Raw genomic sequence first — 21,677 nt, forward strand, 5'->3', positions numbered from 1 at the left:
AATCAGTGACCATTTCCCGCGTGCCCGCCCGCATGCCCGGCGGCTTTGCCAGCGCTTGCGCCATTACCACTTTGATGTTCACGGACCGCGCTGGCCGCCTTGGCTTTTTCCGCCTCCTTGCCCAACTGATCGACGGCCGCCAGGTTGCTCTTGCGCACAGTCTCGACAAAGCCCTGGAACGGCACATCGGTGATGCCGACCAAGCCGAAATGGCCGTTCTCGGCGTCCAACAGGCGGCCGGTCACAGGCTGGTCCAGGTACTGGAACCAATGCACGCCGACAATCGACGGCTCGGCCATGGCCTGTTTGAGGAAGTTGGCGTACGCCGTGCCGCGCTCCTCTTCCCTGGCCACTGGCGTCACACCACCCCAGAACGGGCCACGATCCGTGGAGCCAAAGTTGAATTCGGTGATCAGCACCGGCTTGTCCAGCGCGCGCAAGGCCGCGAAGTCATAACCGTCCTGGGGTTTGAGCGTGTACATGTTGAAACTCAGCACATCGCAATACTGCGCGCAGGCCGCCACCGCTTCCGGGGTGCTCACCGCGTAACGGCCGCCCAGCAGCAACTGGTTGGGCGCGTGCCATTTCAGCGAGTCGGAGATGGTCTTGAAGTAGGCGTCAGCAAAGGTCTTCTGGAAATACTTGAAGTCGGCCTCGATTTCCGGGTGCTCGGCACTTGGCATCGGCGGCTCGAAACCCGGGTCTTCCATCAGCTCCCAGCCCGCCAAATGGATGCCCCAGGCTTTCGACAGGCCTTCCTCGTTGCGGTACTTGTCGCGCAATTGCTTGAGGAACGCGCGCTTGGCCGGCACGTCGGTGGTCATGCGCAAGGTGCCGTAGGCCAGGGCGTAACGGGACTTCGCATCGTCGCCGGGGCCGGCCCAGGCCAGTTCGTTGTCGGCAAAGAAGCCGATCAACCACGGGTCATCCCGATGATCACGGGCGGCGATGGCCACGGCACGTTCGGTGGCCATGGCGAAGCGCGGGTCAAACGGATCGGGCATGCCGCCCCACCAGTCGGTGCCGGTGCTGATGCTGGCGTAGTCGCCGACAATCGACAGCGGCAAGGTGTAGGGCACGCGGTCGGCGCGGGCCAGGTCTTCGTCGCTCCAGTTGCCCAAAGTGTTGAAACCCCAGGCCTGCAGGCGGTCGAGGGTGTGGGTGGCCCAACGTTTCTGGTCAAAGCCCTCGCCACCGTAAGTGCGTTGCAGGTTGGCGCCGTAGAAGTCGTACCAACGCCCGGCGCCAAAGCTGCGCCCTTCGCCGGCGCCGTTGCCGGTGCGGTTATCGCCGCTGCCGTAGTACCGGTCGAAGGGTTCACCGGCCTTGGGCAGCGCCGCGAACATCCATTCACGGCCGGAGACGTAGGTCTGGCTGTTATCCGGGGCGACGGTGTTGACGCCCAGGGAGTAAAACGGATGGCCTTCTGGTGTCACCAGGTACCAACGGCCGTCACGTTTCTCGGTGCGAAAAAAACCGCTGGCGTCGAACGCCGGGCCCTTGTTCCAGCCACCAAACTTGTCCAGGGCGGATTTATCCCGCGTGGCCAGCCAACCTTGCAGCTGTTGCTGTTCCTTGGCGGCCGCGGCCTTGAGTTGTTCGTCGCTGCTGACCTTTTCCGGCCAGCGCGCCCGGGTGGATTGGCCGTAGGCATCCACCAGCTCGCTGTACGCGGCCTTGATCACCGGGTCGCTGTCCTGCACGCCAAAGCGCTCCAGCAGGATGCTTTGCGCAGCATTGGGCTTTTGCATCGACAAGGTCACCGACACCACCTGGCTACGGTCGATCTCGCCAAAGCTGCCGGCGAGCAACACGCGCTGGCCGTCCACGGTGATCGGCATCGGCGGGCCGGCCTTCATGCCCTGGCTCAGTGGCGAGTTGGCTTGCAGCGGCACCAGCAAGGTCTGGGCCGGGCCGGCGGGCAAGTCGATGCGGCTGCGCAAGGTCTTGCCGTCGGCGCTCTGCACCGTGACGTAGAGGGTCAGCGCCCAGTCCATGGCACTCTGGATGCGCAGGCTCATGGCGCTGGACTGCGACCAGTCCCAGGCACCGGTCTGCGGGCTGAGCACCAGGCTCGGCTCAGCGGCCGGGTTGAAGGTGATGCGGCGCAGCACTTCGCCTTCCGGGGTTTGTTCGGCGTTGTATTGCGGCAGGCTGGCGTCCTGGGTCGCCACCTTGACCACATCGGCCGGCCGGACGAAGTTGAACAGGGTCTGTTGCCCGGCAGGCGCGGCCAGCAAGGGCGCGGCGAACAGTAGGGCAAATAGAGCGGGCAGCGTGCGAATCATACAGACAAGGTTCTCCCAGACGGCCGATGAATGGCCTGATGAAATACAGTGAGATAGACCACGAAGTGGGCGAAACCGCCCACGGTGGCTTAAGAAATTTCGCGCCGGAACGGTGGCAGAGCATTAAGAATAGCTTTGCCATAGCGCTGGGTGACCAGACGGCGGTCAAGCAAGGTGATGGTGCCCCGGTCTTCTTCGGTGCGCAGCAAGCGGCCGCAGGCCTGGACCAGCTTCAAGGAAGCGTCCGGCACCGAGATTTCCATGAACGGGTTGCCGCCGCGCGCTTCGATCCACTCGGCCAGTGCCGCCTCGACCGGATCGTCCGGCACCGAGAACGGGATCTTCGCGATCACCACGTGTTCGCAGTAGGCGCCGGGCAAGTCCACGCCTTCGGCAAAACTCGCGAGGCCGAACAGCACGCTGGAATCACCGCCATCCACCCGCGCCTTGTGCTTGTTCAGGGTTTCCTGCTTGGACAGGTTGCCCTGGATAAACACCTGCTTGCGCCAGTCGCGGTCGAGGCCGTCGAACACGTCCTGCATCTGTTTGCGGGACGAGAACAGCACCAGGGTGCCACGCGAGCCTTCGACCAGTTCCGGCAGGTCACGGATGATCGCGGCGGTGTGCGCGGCTGCGTCCCGGGGGTCGGCCTTGAGGTCCGGCACCCGCAGCACGCCGGCGTCGGCGTGATGGAACGGGCTTGGCACCACGGCGGTGACGGCCTTTTTCGGCAGGCCGGCGCGCATGCGGAAACGGTCGAAGGTACCCAGGGCGGTCAGCGTGGCGGAGGTCACCAGGCAGCCGTAGGCCACGTTCCACAGGTTGCGCCGCAGCATTTCGGCGGCAAGGATGGGGCTGGCGTTGACCTCGATATCAAACAACGCACCGCTTTCCGACAGGGTCAGCCAGCGCGCCATCGGCGGGGTGTCTTCCGGGTCTTCGACGGTGAAGGCGGTCCACAACTCCCAGTTGCCCTGGGCGCGGGACAGCAGGCTGCCGAACAGCGGGTACCATTCTTCGGCCTGGTTGCTGGCTATGCCAATGTTGACCTCGCCGTCCATGCCTTCCTTGAGCAGGTCGGTGAGACGGGTAAACAGGTCGGTCAGGCGGGAAAAGCCCTTCTTCAACTCGATGCCCATTTCGCGCATGTGCTCGGGGATCATCCCACCGACAAAACGGTGACGCGGCCGCTCGCGGCCTTCCACGTCTTCGCCCGGTTTGAAGTCGGCGACCTGTTCGCAGGCGCTGAACATGAACTGCTGCTGGGTCTTGATCTCCCGCGCCAGCTCCGGCACTTGCTCGATCAACTTGCCGAGGTCGCCGGGCAGCGGGTGCTGGGCCAGCAACTTGGTGAGGTTCTTCGCGGTGGTTTCCAGCCAGTCGGCGGTGGAACGCAGGCGCGTGTAGTGGGCGAAGTGGCCGATGGCCTTGTCCGGCAGGTGGTGGCCTTCGTCGAACACATACAGGGTGTCACGCGGGTCCGGCAGCACGGCGCCGCCGCCCAGGGCGAGGTCGGCCAGCACCATGTCGTGGTTGGTGACAATCACATCGACCTTGCCCATGCCTTCGCGGGCCTTGTAGAAGGCGCATTGGCCGAAGTTGGGGCAGTGACGGTTGGTGCATTGGCTGTGATCGGTGGTCAGGCGCGCCCAGTCGGCGTCTTCCAGGGCATTGGGCCAGCTGTCGCGGTCGCCGTCCCATTTATTGCCGGCCAGCTTCTCGATCATGCTGGTGAACAGCTTCTGGCTGACTTCATCCACCTCGATCTTGAAGCCTTCTTCTTCGAACAGCGAGGCTGTGGCGGTTTGCGCGTGGCCTTCCTGCAACAACACATCGAGCTTGGACAGGCACAGGTAGCGGCCACGGCCCTTGGCCAGGGCGAAGGTGAAGTTCAGGCCGCTGTTGCGCATCAGGTCGGGCAGGTCTTTGTAGACGATCTGCTCTTGCAGGGCGACGGTCGCGGTGGCGATCACCAGGCGTTTGCCGGCAGCCTTGGCGGTGGGAATCGCCGCCAGGCTGTAGGCCACGGTCTTACCCGTACCGGTGCCGGCTTCGACGGCCACGACCGCAGGGTCGCCACTGCGCCGACCTTCGTCGTCGGTGTCGATATCGCCGAGGACCTTCGCCACTTCGGCGATCATCAGGCGTTGGCCGTAGCGCGGTTTCAAGCTCTTGGCTTCGAGAAAACGCGAATAGGCGCCCTGGATCGTGGTTTTGAGTTCAGTGCTGATCATGGATAGTCGGGCGCAAAAAACGCTGGATAAATTTTCAGTGGTTCGGATCGGCCGCTATCATACCCCGCTAATTAATCCCGCGCAGAACGGAGTACTTCAATGACCGCCTTTAGCCTCGCTTACACCCTGCATGTATTGGCCGCCCTGATCTGGGTCGGCGGCATGTTTTTCGCCTGGATGATCCTGCGCCCCGCCGCTGTGGCGGCACTTGACGGCCCTGCCCGGCTGACGTTGTGGGCGAATGTGTTTCAACGTTTTTTCGTGTGGGTGTGGGTCGCCGTGGCGATTTTGCCGATCAGCGGTGTTGGCCTGCTGCAACTGCGCTTCAGCGGGTTTGAGACCGCGCCGCGTTATGTGCAGGTGATGATGGGGTTGTATCTGGTGATGACGGCGTTGTTTATCCGTATCCAGGCGTTGAAGTTCCCGGAGCTGCGCGCGGCGGTGGCGGCGCAGGATTGGCCGACGGGTGCGGCGGTGTTGGGGCAGATTCGGCGGTTGGTGGGGATTAATCTGGTTGTGGGGTTGGTGGTGGTGGCAATTGCCTCGGCTCGGCCGATGTTCTGAGGCGACGGTTAAACCGCTATCGCGGGCAAGCCCGCTCCCACAGTTTGACCGCATTCCAAAGGTGGAAATCGGTCGAAGGTGGGAGCGGGCTTGCCCGCGATAGCGTCAGCCCAAACGACTCACAGCCGCTGGATAGTCACTGAACCCGCAGGCCCCACCGGCCCCGGCTGCCCTTCCAGCCCCGGACGGCCCTTCTCGCCGCCATCGGCCTGATACACCAGGCACCCCTTGGACTGGCCACCCTTGCCCGGTTTGCCCGCAGTACCCGCCAGGCCACCCGCACCACCCTCCACCCAGACCTTGATCTGCTGCGCCGGGTAGTCCTTCGGCAACTCGACCCGCACCAGCGCACCCGCGCCGCCGGGCAAGCCGTCGCCACCATTATCGCCATTGGCGCCGCGCCCCGCCGAACCCCAGGTGCAACCCGGGTCTACGCCATTGGCGCCGTCCAGGCCGGCATAACCTTTGGCGCCGGCGCCGCCACGGGCGTCCACCGACAGCTCGTCGGCCACCAGCGAATTGATGCGCAAGGTCAGGTCTCGCCCAGCCTTGGCCGGTTTTTCATGGGTGCCGGGGGCGCCCCGCGAGGTGATCTGGCTGCCGTGGTCCAGTTGCGCATGGCGCACCTGCAGTTGCAGCGCGGTATTGCCGGGGACGATGGTGATGCGTGCTTCACGGCCCAGGTGCAGTTCATCCACCGTGACCTGGCTGATGCTGGCCGGAATCAGCAGGGTGCCGTAGTCCGCCACCTCCAGGCGCTCCAGTTGCAACACGCTGGTGCTGCTGGGCAGGCGCATCAGCGAGTTGGTTTCAACACTGACGCTCTGGGCCAGGGCAATGGGGCTGACCAGCAGGGCCAACAGTAAAACCTTACGCATCTTGGAGCTCCCCTTGAGAGTGTTTCAAAGCTGTTTCTAGTTTTTCTTTGGACGCACAGTAACGACTTCTACCGGCGATTTGCCAGTGAAGGTTCAAAAAAATTGGGAAGTGGATGGTTTCGGTAAAGATCGCCAGCAATGCCCCTGTGGATCCCACAGGGGCAAGGGCTGTCAGCGGTTGATCTGGATTTCCACGCGGCGGTTCAAGGCACGGCCTTCAGCGGTTTTGTTGTCGGCGACCGGATGGCTTTCGCCAGCGCCCGTGACCGAGACAAAACTGCTGCGCGGGATACCGGAACCGATGAGGTATTCGGTGACCGAGTGCGCACGTTTTTCCGAGAGTTTCTGGTTGTAGGCGTCTTTGCCGACGCTGTCGGTGTGGCCGCTGACCCGCAGCTGGGCGGTTGGCGCTTCTTGTTTCAGGCGGGTGGCGATGGTGTCGAGCTTGGTTTTATCCGCCGCCGTCAATTTGGCCGAGTCAAACTGGAAGTGCACATCACGAATCACGATGGTTTCTTCCTTGACCACCACCACTTCCTCGACCACTGCGACCGGCACCGGTGGGCAACCGTTGGCATCGACCGGCACGCCTTTCGGTGTGCCTGGGCACTTGTCGCGGCTGTCCGGCACGCCATCGCCGTCTTCATCGCCATCACCGTGCACCCAGCAATAGGCGCCGGCCATGCCGCCGATCAGCAGCGCACCGGCGCCTGCATAGGCCGAGCTTTCGGTGGCGCCGATCGCCGCACCGGTCACACCGCCAAGGGCGGCGCAGGTGGGCCAATCGGTTTTTTGCAAACCTGCGCAACCTGTCAGTACTCCGGTTAGCAGAATCAAGGGTAGAGCTGTCCGCATGATGCTCATCTGATTTCTCCTGAGGGGATCGGCGGGGGCCGATGGGTGGAGTAAAGACCGCTCTTTTCATCTGCGCCAGTTGGCCACACCCCCGGATTCATTGAGGATCGCCACGCAGGGCTGGCTTTTCGCAATCGCCCGCTCTAGGCCCGCACGCTCAGCCGCGCTAGTCTCTACGGTCCTGATGTGAGGATCTCTGATGACCGCCGGTATTTCTGCCCGTACACCCCAGCAAGCCCTGGCCGCCTTGCTCGACCTGCACCAGCCCAAACGCCTGCTGCTGTTGGGGGCCAGCCAGTTCCCGGCGCTGGAGGCGTTTGCGGCCGAACACCCGGACACCCAAGTGTCCATCGCCCCGCCCGGCCCCTTGCCGGCCGAGCTTGCTGCGCAGCGTTTTGACCTGGCGCTGGTGGTCGATTGCCTGGAACACCTGTCAAAAGCGCAAGGCCTGACCTTGCTCGGCGGCGTCCGCAACCTCAATGCCAGCCGCATTGCGGTGCTGGTGGACCTGGGCGCATGCGAATGGAAGGACACCGACTTCTTCTCCCTGGCCTTGCAGGCCGGCGAGCGGTTCCAGCGCGAGGAGCAGGTTCTGACGCTGTTTACCTACGATCTGCTTGACTATAAACAGGTGCCCGACTGGCTCAACGCGCGGTTCTGGGCCAACCCGCAAAATTTTGGAAAGTATTGGTGGTAAGCCGATAAGAACCTAGGCTGTTCGGACTTCGTCAAGCAACTCAGGGTGGCGGTCGAGCACCCTGAGAAGCTTTATGAGCGCCAAGGGCGGTTTCGTCTTGCCGTTCTCATAGCGAGAAAAAGCGTTGACCCCTCCGCCGAATATCTCGGCCGCCTCCCGCTGGTCCAACGATAGTTTCTTACGCACTGCGGCGATAAAACCGGGATCTACGAGGTCTGCGTTGACTCGCTTGGAGAATGCCCTCATTTCTTTCATGACGCGATCCGATTCAGCCAAACCCAAAATCGACTCGGAGCAAGAGGGGCAGAACTCACCCATGACATTCTCAATCACCGTCGTTTCGCCTTTGTACGAATAGGGTAAGTCGCGGGTGTCGTGGACCAAGCCCGCCGCACCACAAACAGGGCATTTCATATTCATAGCTCCTTGAAGGACACGATCAGTACGTCTTCGATAACCGTGAGTTTCAGGTAGACCGTCCCTGCCTTCGTGCGTGGCCGGTACACGTCTTGCCATATCGTGTGGTCGGCATAAGTAGTCATGCTCTTGTAAAAATCCATGGGCTCGAGGGCCAGTATCACGGCCAACATCCCGGCAAGGTCAAGGTTGAGCTCCTCGGCGCCGAGACGTGCAGAGTGAGTCGTGCGAACCTTCCCAGTTTCAACCAAAGCCTTGACGGTATTCAGCTTGCAGTGAGGCGTCCATTTCTCCATGTTCGAAACTAACCTAATTGGTTTTATTTTGGCAAGTAGGTTAATTACCTGCGCAGCGTCGCTTGAGAGGTACCAAGCGGGCCCAATGGAACCTCAGCGAGGTTCGGCGAACCAGCGACGAAATGTCTCAAGGCATGAACTGGCCAGTTGCTTCCCTGCGCTAGTGGCCGTCGAGTTCCCTGACGATCCTCTGTAGTATCCGGTCATAGGCCGTCATTGAGCTTTTCTGCGGTAATGCCAAGGCTTGGCTAACGTTATCTCTGACAGAATTCTAAAAGTATTGGTGGTAACCCAATGAGTACATCCATTTGCCCCTGCGGCAGTGGCAACCTGCTGGATGCCTGCTGCGGTCATTATCACGCCGGCCACCCGGCACCGTGCGCCAGCGCGTTGATGCGCTCGCGCTACAGCGCCTACGTGCTGGGCCTGGTGGACTATCTGGTTGCCACCACCTTGCCCGCGCAACAGGCCGGCCTGGACCGCGACGCCATCGGCGCCTGGAGCGCCCAAAGCACCTGGCTGGGCCTGGACGTGGAAAGCTCCGAGGTGTTCGGCGGCCAGCCGGAACACGCCTTTGTGACCTTTACCGCACGCTGGCATGACAGCACTGGCGAACATAGCCACCGCGAACAGTCTTCTTTCGTACAGAATGACGGGCGCTGGTACTTCATCGACCCCACCGTGGAGGTGAAGGCCGGACGCAACGATGCCTGCCTGTGTGGCAGTGGGCAAAAATTCAAGAAGTGTTGTTCCAGCTACCTCTAACCCACACAGGACAAACGCCATGCTTCGGATCTACAGCTTGATGCTGGCGTTGACCCTCGGTTTGACCGGCTGCGCGTCGTGGTTCGAAGACGACTCGCCGCCGCCCCACGTGTCCCTGGTCAAAGTCGAAGTGGTGCGGGCCAAGCTGCTGGAGCAGAAATTCAAGCTGTACTTTCGCGTCGACAACCGCGACGACGCCGACCTGACCGTGCGCGGCCTGGTCTACAAGGTGACGCTGGATGACTTTGTGCTGACCGAGGGCGAGTCCAACGAGTGGCTCACCGTGCCACCGCGCAGCCATAAGTTTTTCCGTGTGTCGGTGCGTACCAACCTCTGGCCGCAGATCCGCGATGTGGTGCAAATGCTGAAAAACCCGGACAAGCCGGTGCCCTATCGCCTCGACGGCGAGCTGAAAACCGGATTATTCATCGGTTATGACGTGCAGGTGGCCCACAATGGCGAGATAATCCCCGGCGATTTTATTCCGGAGCGACATCGATGACTCAGCAACCCCATGTCCATGGTCCTGACTGCAACCACGATCACGATCACCATGATCACGACCACGGCCATGTCCACGGCCCGAACTGCGGCCACGCTCACCAGGAGCCGGTGCGCAATGCCTTGAAGGACGTGGGTCGCAACGATCCTTGCCCGTGCGGCAGTGCGAAGAAGTTCAAGAAGTGCCACGGGGCGTAAGCCACGCTGAAAAGCCGACTGAATGAGTGGGCTTCTTCTGTGGGAGCTGGCTTGCCTGCGATAGGATCACCTCGGTACTACTGAAGGACCGAGTCGCCTGAATCGCAGGCAAGCCAGCTCCCACATTGGACTGCATTTCACTTCAGGCTTTGCGTTGAAATAACAACTCGACCTCAAGCCCGCCACCCTCCCGATTCCTCAAACTCAACCGCCCGTCATGCGCCCTGGCAATGGTGTGAGCAATGCTCAACCCCAACCCATACCCACCCGTTTCAGCATTACGCGACCCCTCCACCCGATAAAACGGCTCCATCACCTGCTCCAGCTGCTCCAGGGGAATCCCCGGCCCGCGGTCGCTCATGACGATCGTCAAGCGCTCGGCCTGGTCTTCGACCCGCACCACCACGTCACGGCCATAACGCACCGCGTTTTCCAGCAGGTTCTGCACGCACCGCTTGAGGCTGCGCGCATACCCCGGCAACGGCTGCTTCGCCCGACCTTCAATGCGCACGCTGTGCCCCACGTCTTCCAGATCCGCCTGCAAGCTTTGCAGCAATGCATTGATGTCGATGTTTTGCCGCGCCTCGTTGATTTCGCCGCTGCTGACAAAATCCAGGGTGCTGGCCACCATGTGCTCCATTTCTTCCAGGTCGCTGCGAAAACGTTCCTTGGTGCGATTGTCGTCGAGCATCTCGGTGCGCAGGCGCAAGCGTGTGATCGGTGAACGCAGGTCGTGGGAAATCGCCGCAAGAAACCGCGTGCGCTCGGCAATGTTGGCGATCAGCCGTTGCTGCATCGCATTAAACGCCTGGGCCGCGCGGCGCACTTCGGTGGGGCCACTCTCCGACAGTGGCGGGCGCTGGATGTCGCGGCCGAGGGCTTCGGCCGCCTTGGCCAAGGCGTTGAGCGGGCGGATGGCCAGCCGCACGGCCACCAGCGCGATCACCACCAGCACCAGCACGCGCAGCAGGTAGATGCGCATCACGTAATCGAACAGCAGGTCCAGCGGCGAGGTGCTGGTCCAGCCCTGCTCCTCGCGGGCGTCCACCTGCAACCAGCGCCCGTCGGGCAGGCGCAGGTCGATGAGGAACTGCCCCACCACCGGCTTGGACTCCAGCAAGGTCCACAGCCCGGCGTTTTGCCCCGCGCCGTCCACCAACGACAGGTGCAGCAGGATCAGGGTTTGCGCATAGCCGGTTTTTTCCGAGAGAACTTTCTTGATCAGCCGCTCGGTCGGCCGGTCGCTGTCGGTAAGGCTGCTCGGCGTGTTGCTGGCCTGGTCGCTCAGTGTCAGGCGAAAATTCGGCGCATCCAGCAGCTTGATCAGCAGGTCAGCCTGTTGCGGATCGCTGTGTACCAGGCGCACCACATCGGCCAGCCGGGTGGCGATCAACCGCGCCGGGATCTCCAACACCTGGCCATGGCGCCGGTCATACCAGATGCTGCTGGTCAGCGCCTGGGCCGCGAGCATGCCGCTGACCAGAATCAGCACCAACCGCCCAAACAGCGAACGCGGCAGCAGTCTCACGACGCCAGCACCACGTCATCGGCGGTGAGCATGTAACCCTCGTTGCGCACGGTCTTGATCAGCCCGGCCGGCAGTTGCGAGCGCAGGCGGCTGACGCACACGTCGATGGAACGGTCGAACGGCGTGCTGTCCTTGTCGAACACATGGTTGAGCAGAAAATCGCGGCTCAGCGGGCGGTTCGGGTGCTGCAAGAGCAGGCGCAGCACGCGGTAATCCGAATTGCCCAGGCTGACCACCACACCGTCCGGCGAAAGCAATTGGCGCGCCCGGGTGTCGAGTTGCCAGCCGGCGAAACGGATGCTCGGCGCTTCATCCAGCCGCGCCCGGTCGGGAAAACTCTGCACCCGGCGCAACACCACCTTGATCCGCACCAGCAGTTCACGCGGGTCGAACGGCTTGGGCAGGTAGTCATCGGCGCCGATTTCCAGGCCGACGATGCGGTCGATCAACGACCCCTTGGCGGTGAGCATCACCACCGGCGTGTTGGAGTTCACCCGCAATTCGCGACACAGGCTCAGGCCGTCTTCGCCGGGCAGCATCAGGTCGAGGACGATCAGGTCGATGACGTTCAATTCCAGGCGCCGGCGCATCTCCTTGCCGTCGGCGGCGGTGGACACCTGAAAGCCCGCGTCGCTCAGGTAGTCGCAGAGCAACTGGCGGATTTGCGGGTCGTCATCAACGATCAGGAGGTGGTCTTGCTTGGCCATGGGCAGTCGATCCGAAAAACTATAAAACGCAGCAAATAGCCGAAAGTTCAGGCAACGGCGTACGCAAATGTAATGGAATGTTGTAGGAAACGATAATCAAGCATCAGCGATACAAACCAGGGGCAGTGCAGGGGAAATCGCTGTTTAGACTACCGAACCTAAATGAGAGTAATTGTAATTTAGACTCGGAAGTAGCCCATGTCATTGCCCACACCGCTCCGCAACCCGCTGCACACCACCCTGGCACCGATGTTCGGTTTTCTCGCCGCCGGCAGCGTGGCCCCGACGGCCTGGGCGGATGCGCCCGCCGCCAGCTCCCAGGATTCAGTGCTGAGCCTGCCGGAAATCCAGGTCGATGGCGAAGCCACGTCCACCTTCAAGGTCGACCGGGTGACCTCGGCGAAAATCAGCCAGCCCCTGCTGGACGCGCCGCAAAGCGTGACCATCGTGCCGCAGCAGGTGCTCAAGGAACAGAACGCACAGACCTTGCAGGAAGTGTTGCGCAACGTACCGGGCATCACCTTTATGTCCGGCGAGGGCAACCTGGGCTGGGGCGATCTGTTTTCGATCCGTGGCTTTTCCTCCGAACAAAGCCTGACCGTGGATGGCGTGCGCGACGCCGGCATGTCCACGCGCACCGACACCTTCAACCTGCAACAGGCCGAAGTGTTCAAGGGCACCGGCTCCATCGAGTCCGGCGTGTCCGCCGTGGGCGGCAGCGTCAACCTGGTGAGCAAGGAGGCGCACCTGGGGGATGCCAACCGCGTGTCCGCCGGGATCGGCACCGATGCCTACCGTCGTCTGACTGCCGACCTGAACAAACAGCTGAACGACACCACCGCCGTACGCGTCAACCTGATGAAGCACTACAACCAGGTGTCCGAACGCGACGACGTGGACTACGACCGCTGGGGCATCGCCACCTCGTTCGGCTTCGGCCTGGGCACCGACACGCGCTTTTTCATCGACACCTTCTACCAGAAAGACACCAATACCCCAGACGGCGGCGTGCCCATCCAGCGCGGCACGAACGGCGACCGCATGCCCGGGGTGAAACGCTCCAACTGGTACGGCGATTCCAGCCTCTACACCCAAGAGAACAAGACCACCTCGCTGACCGCCCGCTTCGAACACGACTTCGCCTGGAACGACGCCAACCTGCGCAACCAGACGCGCTGGGAGCGCAGCGACAACTTCGCGGTGCTGTCCCCGGCGCGCTTCTTCGCCGCCAGCGCCTCCGGCGGAAAAACCTGCACCGGCGCGCGCTGTGCGACCTTGGGCTACACCGGTGTAGGCCCGATCAGCCAAGTGCCGGGCAGCACGGTGAATGCCTACACCGACTACGTGAACAACAGCAACACGTCCTACGGCATCCTGCGCGGCAGCGACTTCGGTTTGTCCAAGCGCTACACCATCCTCGACAACCAGACCGACTTCAGCTTCACGTTCAACACCGGCAGCCTGCAACACGCGGTGGTCTCGGGCCTGGAGTTCTACCACGAGACCTACGGCGGCCTGAAACGCAACGCCGAAGTGCCCGATGGCAACATGCTTTTCGATATGGCCGACCCCAGCCATAGCTTCGCCAGCACCTACGTAACCAAAGGCGTCGGCGAGCCACGCTCGGTGATCGACAACGCCGGTATCTACCTGGGCGACACCGTCACCCTCAACGAGCAATGGCAAGTGCTGGGCTCGCTGCGCTACGACAACTGGCGCGCCGAAACCCGTCAGCGCGGCCAAGCCACCACGAGTAGCAGCGACGGTGCGGTCAGCGGCCGTGTCGGCGCCGTGTTCAAGCCGTTGCCCAACGGCAGCATCTACCTTTCCTACAGCGAAGCGGCACAACCGTCGGCACTCGGCGCGTCCACCAACAACCAGATCTACGGCGCGGCCAGCACCAGCAACTACAGCCCGGCCAAATCCAAGACCTACGAGCTGGGCACCAAGTGGGACATTGCCCACGACAGGCTCAACGTCACGGCGGCGATCTTCCGCACCGAGCTGGAAAACGCCTGGGAATACCAGGACGGCGAATCCGCCCCGGTGCGCGCCCTGCCCGCCAAACGTGTCGACGGCATCGAGCTCGGCCTGCAAGGCAATATCACCCCGCGCTGGACCGCCTACAGCGGTTTCTCGGCGCTCAAAAGCGTGCAGACCAAAGGCGCCAACAAAGGCGCCGAAGCCAAGAACGTGCCCGACCTGACCGCCAACCTGTGGACCACCTACGCCGTCACCGACGCGCTGAGCCTGAGCTACGGCGAGCAATACGTGGGCCGGCGCCGCTACACCGACAACAAATACGTCGGCGGTTTGAACAACAACAGCAGCTATGCCAGCGGCGCCTCCGGGGTGTACGCGATCTATACGCGCGACCACGAAAAAGCCCCCGGCTACTGGCTGAGCAACGTGGCGGCGCAATACAAGGTGAACAAGGACACCACGGTCAACCTCAACCTCAACAACCTGTTCAACACGTTTTATTACAGCCAGGTCGGCGCGTCCCTCGACGGCTTCCAGCTCTACGGCATCCCGGGCGCCGGGCGCACCCTCACCGCCAGTGTTGATTATGAGTTCTAAATCCCCCTTTTCAGGAGCCCTTGCCATGCGCAAACCCCGTCAACTGCTCAAGCTCGGCGTACTGTGCGCCGCGCTGGTCCTCGGCCACGCCGAAACCGCCGCCGCCCAGCAAGTCACCGATGTGCTGGGGCGCACGGTCGAGGTCAGCGATCACGTCAAACGCGTGGTGCTGGGTGAAGGCCGATTGATTTCTGCATTTGCACTGCTGGACAAGGATGCGCCGTTCCAGCGCATCGTCGGCTGGCAGAACGATTTGAAGCTGCTGGACCAGCACACTTACAACGCCTACGTGGCGAAATTTCCGACGGTGAAAGACATCCCGCTGATCGGCCAGGCGTCGGAACAAAGCGTCAGCGCTGAAGAAATCCTCTCGCTCAAACCGGACCTGGCGGTGTTCAGCATTTCCGGCCACGGCCCGACCGAACACAGCGCGGTGGCTGACGTGCTGGCCAAGGCCGGCATCCCGGTGGTGTTTGTCGATTTTCGCGTCAACCCGGTGCAAGGCACCCACACCAGCATGACCGCGCTGGGCCAGGCGTTGGGGCGTGAAGCCCAGGCCAAGGCGTTCCTCGACTTCTACGACGCGCACATCAAAGTCATCACCGACGCCGTCGCCACCCTGCCCGCCGGGCCACGTCCCAGCGTGTTCCTCGAACTGCTGGCCGGCGCCTGGCAAGCGCCGGGACACACCACCGGCAAGAGCGGCATGGGTGAAGTGATCAAGTTGGTGGGCGGGCGCAATATCGCTGCCGATGTGGTGCCGGGGGCGTTGGGCGACATCAGCGTCGAGTACGCATTGAAGGCCGACCCGGATGTTTACGTCGCCACCGGTAATCACAAACCGGGGCTGATCCTCGGCGCAGGCGTGAGCACCGACGAAGCGCGCGAGGCGTTTGATCGCGTGCTGGCGCGGCCAGAGTTCGCCAACCTTCGTGCGATCCGCGCGGGCAATTCCCACGGCCTGTGGCATGACTTCTACAACTCGCCGTACAACCTGCTGGCGATTGAGGCGTTGGCCAAGTGGGTGCATCCGGAGTTGTTCGCCAAGCTGGATCCGCAGGTGACGATGGAGCAGATCAACCAACAGTTCCTCGGCATGCCGTTGCAGGGCGCCTACTGGATCGACACCAAAGCCACTGCCAAAACGCAGTAAAAACTGTGGGAGCTGGCTTGCCTGCGATAGCGGTGTATCAGTCACCTCATTAAGTGGCTGACACTCTGCTATCGCAGGCAAGCCAGCTCCCACATTTGATCTTCATTGTTTTTTGAAATTGTGTGAGCCCCCATGACCACTCAAACCCTCGACCTGGCCAGCGCCACCCACGGCTACCGCCGCCTGCTCGCACGGCGCGCGTGGCTGCTGGCCGCGCTGGGCACCGCGCTGGTCGGCGCCATCCTGGTGGACCTGGCCAGCGGCCCGTCCGGCATGGGCCTGCTGGCCTTGCTCGACGGGATCCTGCACCCCGCCCATCTCAGCGCCACCGACCGGGTGATCATCTGGAACGTACGCCTGCCCTACGCCCTGATGGCGGTACTGGTGGGTTGCGCATTGTCGCTGGCCGGGGCCGAGATGCAGACGATTCTGAACAACCCGCTGGCCAGCCCGTTTACCTTGGGCGTGTCGTCGGCGGCGGCGTTGGGCGCTTCCCTGGTGATTGTGTTTCCGGTGACCACGCTGTGGGTGTCGGCCAACACCGCGATTTCCCTCTCCGCATTTATCTTCGCCGCCGCCTCAGTGTTTTTGCTGCAAGCCATGTCGCGCCTGCGCGGCGCGGGGGTGGAAAGCCTGGTGTTGTTTGGCATTGCGCTGGTGTTCAGTTGCAACGCGGTGGTGGCCTTGCTGCAACTGGTCGCCACCGAAGATGTGCTGCAACAACTGGTGTTCTGGACCCTGGGCAGCGTGACCCGCGCCAACTGGGACAAGCTCGGCATCCTGGCCCTGGTGGTCGCGGTGGTGTTGCCGTTTTCCTTTGCCGCCGCGCCGCGCCTGACCTTGCTACGCATGGGTGAAGACCGCGCACAGAGCTTCGGCGTGGACGTGAAGCGCCTGCGGTTTTTCTCGTTGCTGCGCATCAGCCTGTTGTCGGCCACCGCCGTGGCCTTTGTCGGCACCATCGGATTTATCGGTCTGGTAGGTCCGCATATCGCACGGATTCTGGTGGGCGAAGACCAACGTTTCCTGCTGCCCGCCAGCGCCCTGACCGGCGCGTTGCTGCTGGCGCTGTCGTCGATTGCCAGCAAGCTGATCATGCCCGGCGTGATCGTGCCGGTGGGCATCGTCACCGCGTTGGTGGGCGTGCCGATCTTCGTGCTGTTGGTGTTCAAGCGTGGGAGGCAGTTATGAGTGAAGGGTTGCGCATCGAGCACGCGAATGTCAGCTACGGCCGTCGGCAGATTGTGCACGACCTGAGCCTGCCCACCCTGCCCCACGGCAGCCTGACCGCGCTGATCGGCCCCAATGGCGCGGGAAAGTCCACGTTATTGCGTGCCGTGGCCGGGCTGGAAAAGATGCAAGGCGTTGTGCGACTGGGTGACCTGGACCTGTCCGCCATGTCCGTGGCCGAACGTGCCCGGCGCGTCACCTATATGCCGCAGAACCTGCCACCGGGGCTGAGCCTCAGCGTGATGGAAAGTGTGATCGCCGCCTTGCGCGTGGCCAATGTGGACGGCATTCCATTGTCCAGCGAGGCCTGCCTGCGTGAAGCCTTCGCGGCGCTGCACCGCATCGGCATCGCGCACCTGGCCGATCAACTGTTAAGCACGTTGTCGGGCGGCCAACGCCAACTGGTCAGCCTCGCCCAACTCATTGCCCGGCGCCCCCAGGTGATGCTGCTGGACGAACCCACCAGCGCCCTCGACCTCAATTACCAGTTGAAAGTCATGGACTGCGTGCGCGGCCTGGTGCGCGAACACCAGCTGATCGCCGTGGTGGTGCTGCACGACATCAACCTCGCGGCACGCTTCGCCGACCATATCGCCGTACTGCGCCAGGGCCGTTTGTACGCCTGTGGCGCGGCGGATGAAGTGCTCGACCCGGCGCTGTTCGCCGAGGTGTATGGCGTGCGGGTGCGCATCGAGCGGTGTTCGCAGCAGTCGTTGCAGGTGTTGGTGGATGGCGCGGTGGCTTAACGCAGCACGTCGCGGGAGTGGATCACCGTGGCGTACTCGCCGTGCAGGTTGCCCAGCGACATGGCGTGCACCAATTCGGCGGGATGCAATTCACCGAAGAAGTCCGGCTTGTCGAAGGTGTAGCACGCGTCTTCGATTACCCAGGTATCAAACCCGAGGTTGCCGCCGGTGCGGGCGGTGGCTTCCACCGAGTTGTGAGTGGCGACGCCCACCAGCACCAGCTGCGCAATGCCGGCCGCGCGCAACTGCGCTTCCAGCGGCGTGCCGCTGAACGCGTCCGGCACGCGCTTTTGAATCAGTTGCTCACCGGGCGCCGGCACGCAGGCGTCCTGGAACTCGACACCGGACTGCCCTGGCCAGAACACCGAATCCGGCGAATGGGACAAATGCTGCACGTGGATCACCGGTCGGCCCGTGTGGCGCCAATGCGTTAGCAGCGCCTGAATACGCTCCTCGGCCTGTAGGTTATTGCGCCGCCCGAGCTTGGGGTGATGAATGCCTTTCTGCTGATCGATCACGATCAGTGCCGCGTCCTGCCGAAATTCCATATCGATAGACCTAAATGTTTCATTGAATTTTCGCACTCCGAACATCACCTCTACCTACAGGCATTCGCGCCTTTGGAGAGCTTCATGATCGATTTGTACTACTGGACGACCCCCAACGGTCACAAAGTATCACTGTTCCTGGAAGAAGCCGGCCTGCCTTACGCGGTGCATCCGATCAATATTGGCCAGGGCGATCAGTTCAAGCCCGATTTCCTGAAGATCGCGCCCAACAACCGCATTCCAGCCATCGTCGATCACAACCCTGGCGACGGTGGCGCACCGATTTCGCTGTTTGAATCCGGCGCAATCCTGCTGTACCTCGCGGAAAAAACCGGCCAGTTCATTGCCCAGGACCTGCGCGGCCGCCAGGAAACCCTGCAATGGCTGTTCTGGCAAATGGGCGGATTGGGGCCGATGGCCGGGCAGAATCATCACTTCAGCCAGTTCGCGCCCGAGAAAATCCCCTATGCGATCAAGCGCTATGTAGACGAAACCGCGCGGCTGTATGGCGTGCTGGACCGGCGCCTGGCGGATCGCGCGTTTGTGGCCGGCGAGGACTACAGCATTGCCGATATGGCCATCTACCCGTGGATTGTTTCCCACAAGTGGCAGAGTCAGCGGTTGGAAGATTTCCCACATGTGCAGCGTTGGTTCAACAGCATCAAAGAGCGGCCGGCGACGGTGCGGGCGTATGAACTGGTGCAGAAGGTGAATCCGCCCAAGGCCTGACCTGAAGGCACTCGAGATCCAACTGTGGGAGATCCAAAAAGGTGGGAGCGGGCTTGCCCGCGATAGCAGTGGTTCAGTCAACCTATCAGTCACTGACACACCGTAATCGCGGGCAAGCCCGCTCCCACACTTAATTTCTCCCACCTGAGTCCTCACCTGACTCAAGATCTAATGTTTTCCCCAAACTCCCGCTTGCGTCGTTTCACCGCGCTCACTAACGTAGCGCCTTTACTGACGCTACCCCCCGCAGGAGCTTTGCCATGGCCTCGCCAGCCCTCTCACATTTTCTTCCCCGGTTCGGCGTTGCCGCGGCAGTGGCCAGTGCGTTGAGCCTGGCCGGTTGCCAGCTCCAGAGCACCCAGGACACCCTGCCGCCGGTCGCCGGTGTGCAGCCGATCAAAGGCCTGGCACAGAATGTGTCGGTGCGCCGCAATGCCCAAGGCATGCCGTTGATCGAAAGCAACACCTTCCACGATGCGCTGTTCAGCCTCGGCTATGTCCACGCCAGTGACCGCATCACCCAGATGGTCACCCTGCGCCTGCTGGCCCAGGGCCGTCTGGCGGAAATGTCCGGCCCTGATGTACTGGATGCCGACCGGTTCATGCGCGCGGTCAACCTGAAGAAAAGCGCCGGCGAGCTGTATAACGCCTCGTCGCCGCGCCTCAAGCGTTTCTTCGAGGTGTACGCGCGGGGCGTCAACGCCTACCTGTTCCGCTACCGCGACAAGCTGCCGCCGGACCTGGCCCAGACTGGTTACAAACCGGAGTACTGGAAGCCTGAGGATTCGGCGCTGTTGTTCTGCCTGCTGAATTTCAGCGAGTCGGCCAACCTGCAAGAAGAAATCGCTTCCCTGGTGCTGGCGCAAAAGGTCGGCGTCGACAAACTTGCCTGGCTCACCCCGAGCGCGCCGGACGAAGCGATCCCGCTGGCCGAAGCGGAAAAACTCAAAGGCGTGAACCTGAGCCAGATCACCGGCCTCGCCGGGCTGGACAGCGTCAGCCAGCAACTGAGTCGCCTCAATTCACTGGCCGTGACCACATCGAGCAACTGGGCCATTGGCCCGCAACGCAGCCGCAGCGGCAAAAGCCTGCTGGCCAACGACCTGGCCGCCCAGCCGCAAGCGCCGTCGCCGTGGAGCTACGTGCAGATCCGTGCGCCGAAATATCAAGCCGTCGGCGCCTCGATTGCCGGTTTGCCGACCCTGTTGTCGGGTTTCAACGGCAAAGTCGCGTGGAGCATGAGCACGGTCAAGGGCGATACCCAGGACCTGTTCCTGGAGAAGGTCAAACGCCAAGGCAGCGCGTTGTACTACGAGAACAACGGCAAATGGCTACCGGCGGGTGTGCGCAACGAAACCTTCTTCGTCAAAGGCCAACGCTCGATTCGCGAAGTGGTGTACGAAACCCGCCACGGCGCCCTGCTCAATAGCAGCCAGGCCCTCACCAGCGGTTTTGGCCTGGCCCTGCAAACCGCCGACTTCAAGGACGACAAGAGCCTCGACGCCTTCTTCGACCTGTCCCGCGCGCAAAACGCCGGCAAGGCTTCGGACGCGACCCGCGAAATCCGCGCCATTGCGTTGAACATGGTGTTCGCCGACGCCAGCAACATTGGCTGGCAAGTCACCGGGCGCTTCCCCAACCGTCGCGAAGGTGAAGGCCTGCTGCCCTCGCCGGGCTGGGACACGCGCTTTGACTGGGACGGTTACGCCGACGCGATGCTGCACCCCTATGACCAGGACCCGGCCCAAGGCTGGATCGGCACCGCCAACCAGCGCACCGCGCCGCGCGGTTATGGCATGCAACTGTCCAACTCCTGGGACGCGCCGGAACGCAGCGAGCGCCTGGCGCAACTGGCCAACGCGGGCAAGCATGACACCCGCAGCATGATCGCCATGCAGTACGACCAGACCACCACCTTCGCCGCCAAGCTCAAGACCCTGTTCCAGGCGCCGGGCATGGCCCAGCCGCTGAAACAGGCGATCGATGCCTTGCCAGCGGCCGAACAGGCCAAGGCGCGTGAAGCGTTGGGTCGCCTGATGGCGTTCGACGGTCGCCTCGTCTCCACCTCCGCCGATGCGGCGATCTACGAGCTGTTCCTGCAGGAAAGCGCCAAGCAGATCTTCCTCGACAAGCTCGGCCCGGAAACCAGCGCCAGCTGGAAGGCGTTTGTCAGCACAGCCAGCCTGTCCTACGCCGCCACCGCCGACCACCTGCTGGGCCGCGAAGACAGCCCGTTCTGGGATGACACGCGCACCCCGCAGAAAGAAGACAAACCGGCGATCCTGGCGCGTACCCTCGCCGCCGCGATCAGCGCTGGCGACAGCCAACTGGGCGCCGATCACAAGGCCTGGCAGTGGGGCAAGTTGCACAGCACCACCTGGAAAAACAGCCAGGGCCAGGTGATTCGCGGGCCGCTGGCGTCCGGTGGCGACCACAACACCTTGAACCCGGCGCCGTACAGCTGGGGGCAGGACTTCAACACCACGCAGGTGCCAGCGTTGCGCATGATCGTCGACTTCGGCCAGGTGGAGCCGATGACCGGCCAGGGTGGCATCGGCCAATCCGGCAACCCGGCCAGCCCGAACTACGCCAACGGCATCGACCCGTCGCTCAAGGCGCAATACCTGAGCTTCCCGATGCAGCCGCAGAACTTCGAGAAGGTGTATGGGAAAGCCAGGTTGACCCTCACACCCGGTAAGTAGCTGAAGAAACCGGCTCTACCTGTGGGAGCTGGCTTGCCTGCGATGGCATCACCTTGGTCTG

General features: G+C 62.6%; 20 protein-coding genes. 11 read left to right on the plus strand and 9 right to left on the minus strand.

Features of this window, described 5'->3' with window-relative positions:
* Positions 1-2: 2 nt before the first annotated feature.
* Complete coding sequence (locus B348_RS0109830; protein ID WP_017735950.1) at positions 3-2,288, minus strand: beta-galactosidase; 2,286 nt, start codon at positions 2,286-2,288, stop codon at positions 3-5.
* Between the two features lie 89 nt (positions 2,289-2,377).
* Positions 2,378-4,522 carry an ATP-dependent DNA helicase DinG gene (gene dinG, locus B348_RS0109835; RefSeq protein WP_017735951.1) on the minus strand — a complete coding sequence of 715 codons (2,145 nt, stop codon included), beginning with the start codon at positions 4,520-4,522 and terminating at the stop codon, positions 2,378-2,380.
* A 99-nt stretch (positions 4,523-4,621) separates the two neighbouring features.
* On the opposite strand from dinG, the gene B348_RS0109840 reads away from it, so the two are divergent.
* The gene (locus tag B348_RS0109840) at positions 4,622-5,086 is read left to right on the plus strand and encodes a CopD family protein (RefSeq protein WP_017735952.1); all 465 of its coding nucleotides are present in this window, start codon (positions 4,622-4,624) and stop codon (positions 5,084-5,086) included.
* Between the two features lie 119 nt (positions 5,087-5,205).
* Here the strand turns inward: B348_RS0109840 and B348_RS0109845 are convergent, their stop codons facing one another.
* Both B348_RS0109845 and B348_RS0109850 read right to left on the minus strand, forming a co-directional pair.
* Entirely contained in the window at positions 5,206-5,964 is a 759-nt protein-coding gene (locus B348_RS0109845) for a hypothetical protein (protein ID WP_017735953.1), read from the minus strand.
* A gap of 171 nt (positions 5,965-6,135) precedes the next feature.
* Positions 6,136-6,828: an OmpA family protein gene (locus B348_RS0109850; protein ID WP_026136697.1), complete on the minus strand. Its 693-nt coding sequence runs from the start codon at positions 6,826-6,828 to the stop codon at positions 6,136-6,138.
* Between the two features lie 190 nt (positions 6,829-7,018).
* Here B348_RS0109850 and B348_RS0109855 point away from each other — a divergent pair, with 190 nt between their 5' ends.
* Positions 7,019-7,516 carry a DUF6231 family protein gene (locus tag B348_RS0109855; protein WP_017735955.1) on the plus strand — a complete coding sequence of 166 codons (498 nt, stop codon included), beginning with the start codon at positions 7,019-7,021 and terminating at the stop codon, positions 7,514-7,516.
* A gap of 12 nt (positions 7,517-7,528) precedes the next feature.
* On the opposite strand, the gene B348_RS0109860 is transcribed toward B348_RS0109855, so the two are convergent.
* Together B348_RS0109860 and B348_RS0109865 are read right to left on the minus strand one after the other, a co-directional pair.
* A complete protein-coding gene (locus B348_RS0109860) occupies positions 7,529-7,930 on the minus strand; it encodes a type II toxin-antitoxin system MqsA family antitoxin (RefSeq protein WP_017735956.1) in 402 nt (133 codons plus the stop codon).
* Between the two features lie 2 nt (positions 7,931-7,932).
* Positions 7,933-8,229: a type II toxin-antitoxin system MqsR family toxin gene (locus tag B348_RS0109865; RefSeq protein ID WP_017735957.1), complete on the minus strand. Its 297-nt coding sequence runs from the start codon at positions 8,227-8,229 to the stop codon at positions 7,933-7,935.
* 294 nt (positions 8,230-8,523) lie between these two features.
* Between B348_RS0109865 and B348_RS0109870 the strand changes: the two genes are divergently transcribed.
* Genes B348_RS0109870 through B348_RS1000000130810 form a run of 3 tightly spaced genes read left to right on the plus strand, consistent with a single transcriptional unit; the run spans position 8,524 to position 9,693 of the window.
* Complete coding sequence (locus tag B348_RS0109870) at positions 8,524-8,994, plus strand: YchJ family protein (RefSeq protein WP_017735958.1); 471 nt, start codon at positions 8,524-8,526, stop codon at positions 8,992-8,994.
* A gap of 19 nt (positions 8,995-9,013) precedes the next feature.
* A complete protein-coding gene (locus tag B348_RS0109875) occupies positions 9,014-9,496 on the plus strand; it encodes an LEA type 2 family protein (RefSeq protein WP_017735959.1) in 483 nt (160 codons plus the stop codon).
* Entirely contained in the window at positions 9,493-9,693 is a 201-nt protein-coding gene (locus B348_RS1000000130810) for an SEC-C metal-binding domain-containing protein (RefSeq protein WP_026136698.1), read from the plus strand. Before B348_RS0109875 ends, B348_RS1000000130810 begins: the two co-directional genes overlap by 4 nt.
* 142 nt (positions 9,694-9,835) lie before the next feature.
* Here B348_RS1000000130810 and B348_RS0109885 read toward each other — a convergent pair whose 3' ends face one another.
* On the minus strand, positions 9,836-11,221 hold the full coding sequence (locus B348_RS0109885) for an ATP-binding protein (RefSeq protein WP_017735960.1): 1,386 nt from the start codon (positions 11,219-11,221) through the stop codon (positions 9,836-9,838).
* Entirely contained in the window at positions 11,218-11,928 is a 711-nt protein-coding gene (locus tag B348_RS0109890) for a response regulator (RefSeq protein WP_017735961.1), read from the minus strand. Before B348_RS0109890 ends, B348_RS0109885 begins: the two co-directional genes overlap by 4 nt.
* A 198-nt stretch (positions 11,929-12,126) precedes the next feature.
* Between B348_RS0109890 and B348_RS0109895 the strand changes: the two genes are divergently transcribed.
* The 4 genes from B348_RS0109895 to B348_RS0109910 all read left to right on the plus strand — a co-directional run bounded on the left by B348_RS0109895 (position 12,127) and on the right by B348_RS0109910 (position 17,637).
* Positions 12,127-14,508, plus strand: a complete 2,382-nt coding sequence (locus B348_RS0109895) for a TonB-dependent siderophore receptor (protein WP_017735962.1) — start codon at positions 12,127-12,129, stop codon at positions 14,506-14,508.
* A 25-nt stretch (positions 14,509-14,533) separates the two neighbouring features.
* Complete coding sequence (locus B348_RS0109900; protein WP_017735963.1) at positions 14,534-15,661, plus strand: ABC transporter substrate-binding protein; 1,128 nt, start codon at positions 14,534-14,536, stop codon at positions 15,659-15,661.
* 132 nt (positions 15,662-15,793) lie between these two features.
* Positions 15,794-16,852 (plus strand): iron ABC transporter permease, encoded by a 1,059-nt coding sequence (locus tag B348_RS0109905; protein ID WP_017735964.1) that lies wholly within the window; start codon positions 15,794-15,796, stop codon positions 16,850-16,852.
* Positions 16,849-17,637: an ABC transporter ATP-binding protein gene (locus B348_RS0109910; protein WP_017735965.1), complete on the plus strand. Its 789-nt coding sequence runs from the start codon at positions 16,849-16,851 to the stop codon at positions 17,635-17,637. The genes B348_RS0109905 and B348_RS0109910 overlap by 4 nt, the downstream gene beginning before the upstream one ends.
* Here the strand turns inward: B348_RS0109910 and B348_RS0109915 are convergent.
* Positions 17,634-18,185: a cysteine hydrolase family protein gene (locus B348_RS0109915; protein ID WP_017735966.1), complete on the minus strand. Its 552-nt coding sequence runs from the start codon at positions 18,183-18,185 to the stop codon at positions 17,634-17,636. The genes B348_RS0109910 and B348_RS0109915 overlap by 4 nt on opposite strands.
* A gap of 84 nt (positions 18,186-18,269) precedes the next feature.
* Between B348_RS0109915 and B348_RS0109920 the strand changes: the two genes are divergently transcribed.
* Together B348_RS0109920 and B348_RS0109925 are read left to right on the plus strand one after the other, a co-directional pair.
* Positions 18,270-18,914: a glutathione S-transferase N-terminal domain-containing protein gene (locus B348_RS0109920; protein WP_017735967.1), complete on the plus strand. Its 645-nt coding sequence runs from the start codon at positions 18,270-18,272 to the stop codon at positions 18,912-18,914.
* Between the two features lie 260 nt (positions 18,915-19,174).
* Positions 19,175-21,616: a penicillin acylase family protein gene (locus tag B348_RS0109925; RefSeq protein ID WP_017735968.1), complete on the plus strand. Its 2,442-nt coding sequence runs from the start codon at positions 19,175-19,177 to the stop codon at positions 21,614-21,616.
* Positions 21,617-21,677 lie beyond the last annotated feature (61 nt).

It is taken from the genome of Pseudomonas sp. CBZ-4, assembly GCF_000346755.1.
GTDB lineage: Bacteria > Pseudomonadota > Gammaproteobacteria > Pseudomonadales > Pseudomonadaceae > Aquipseudomonas.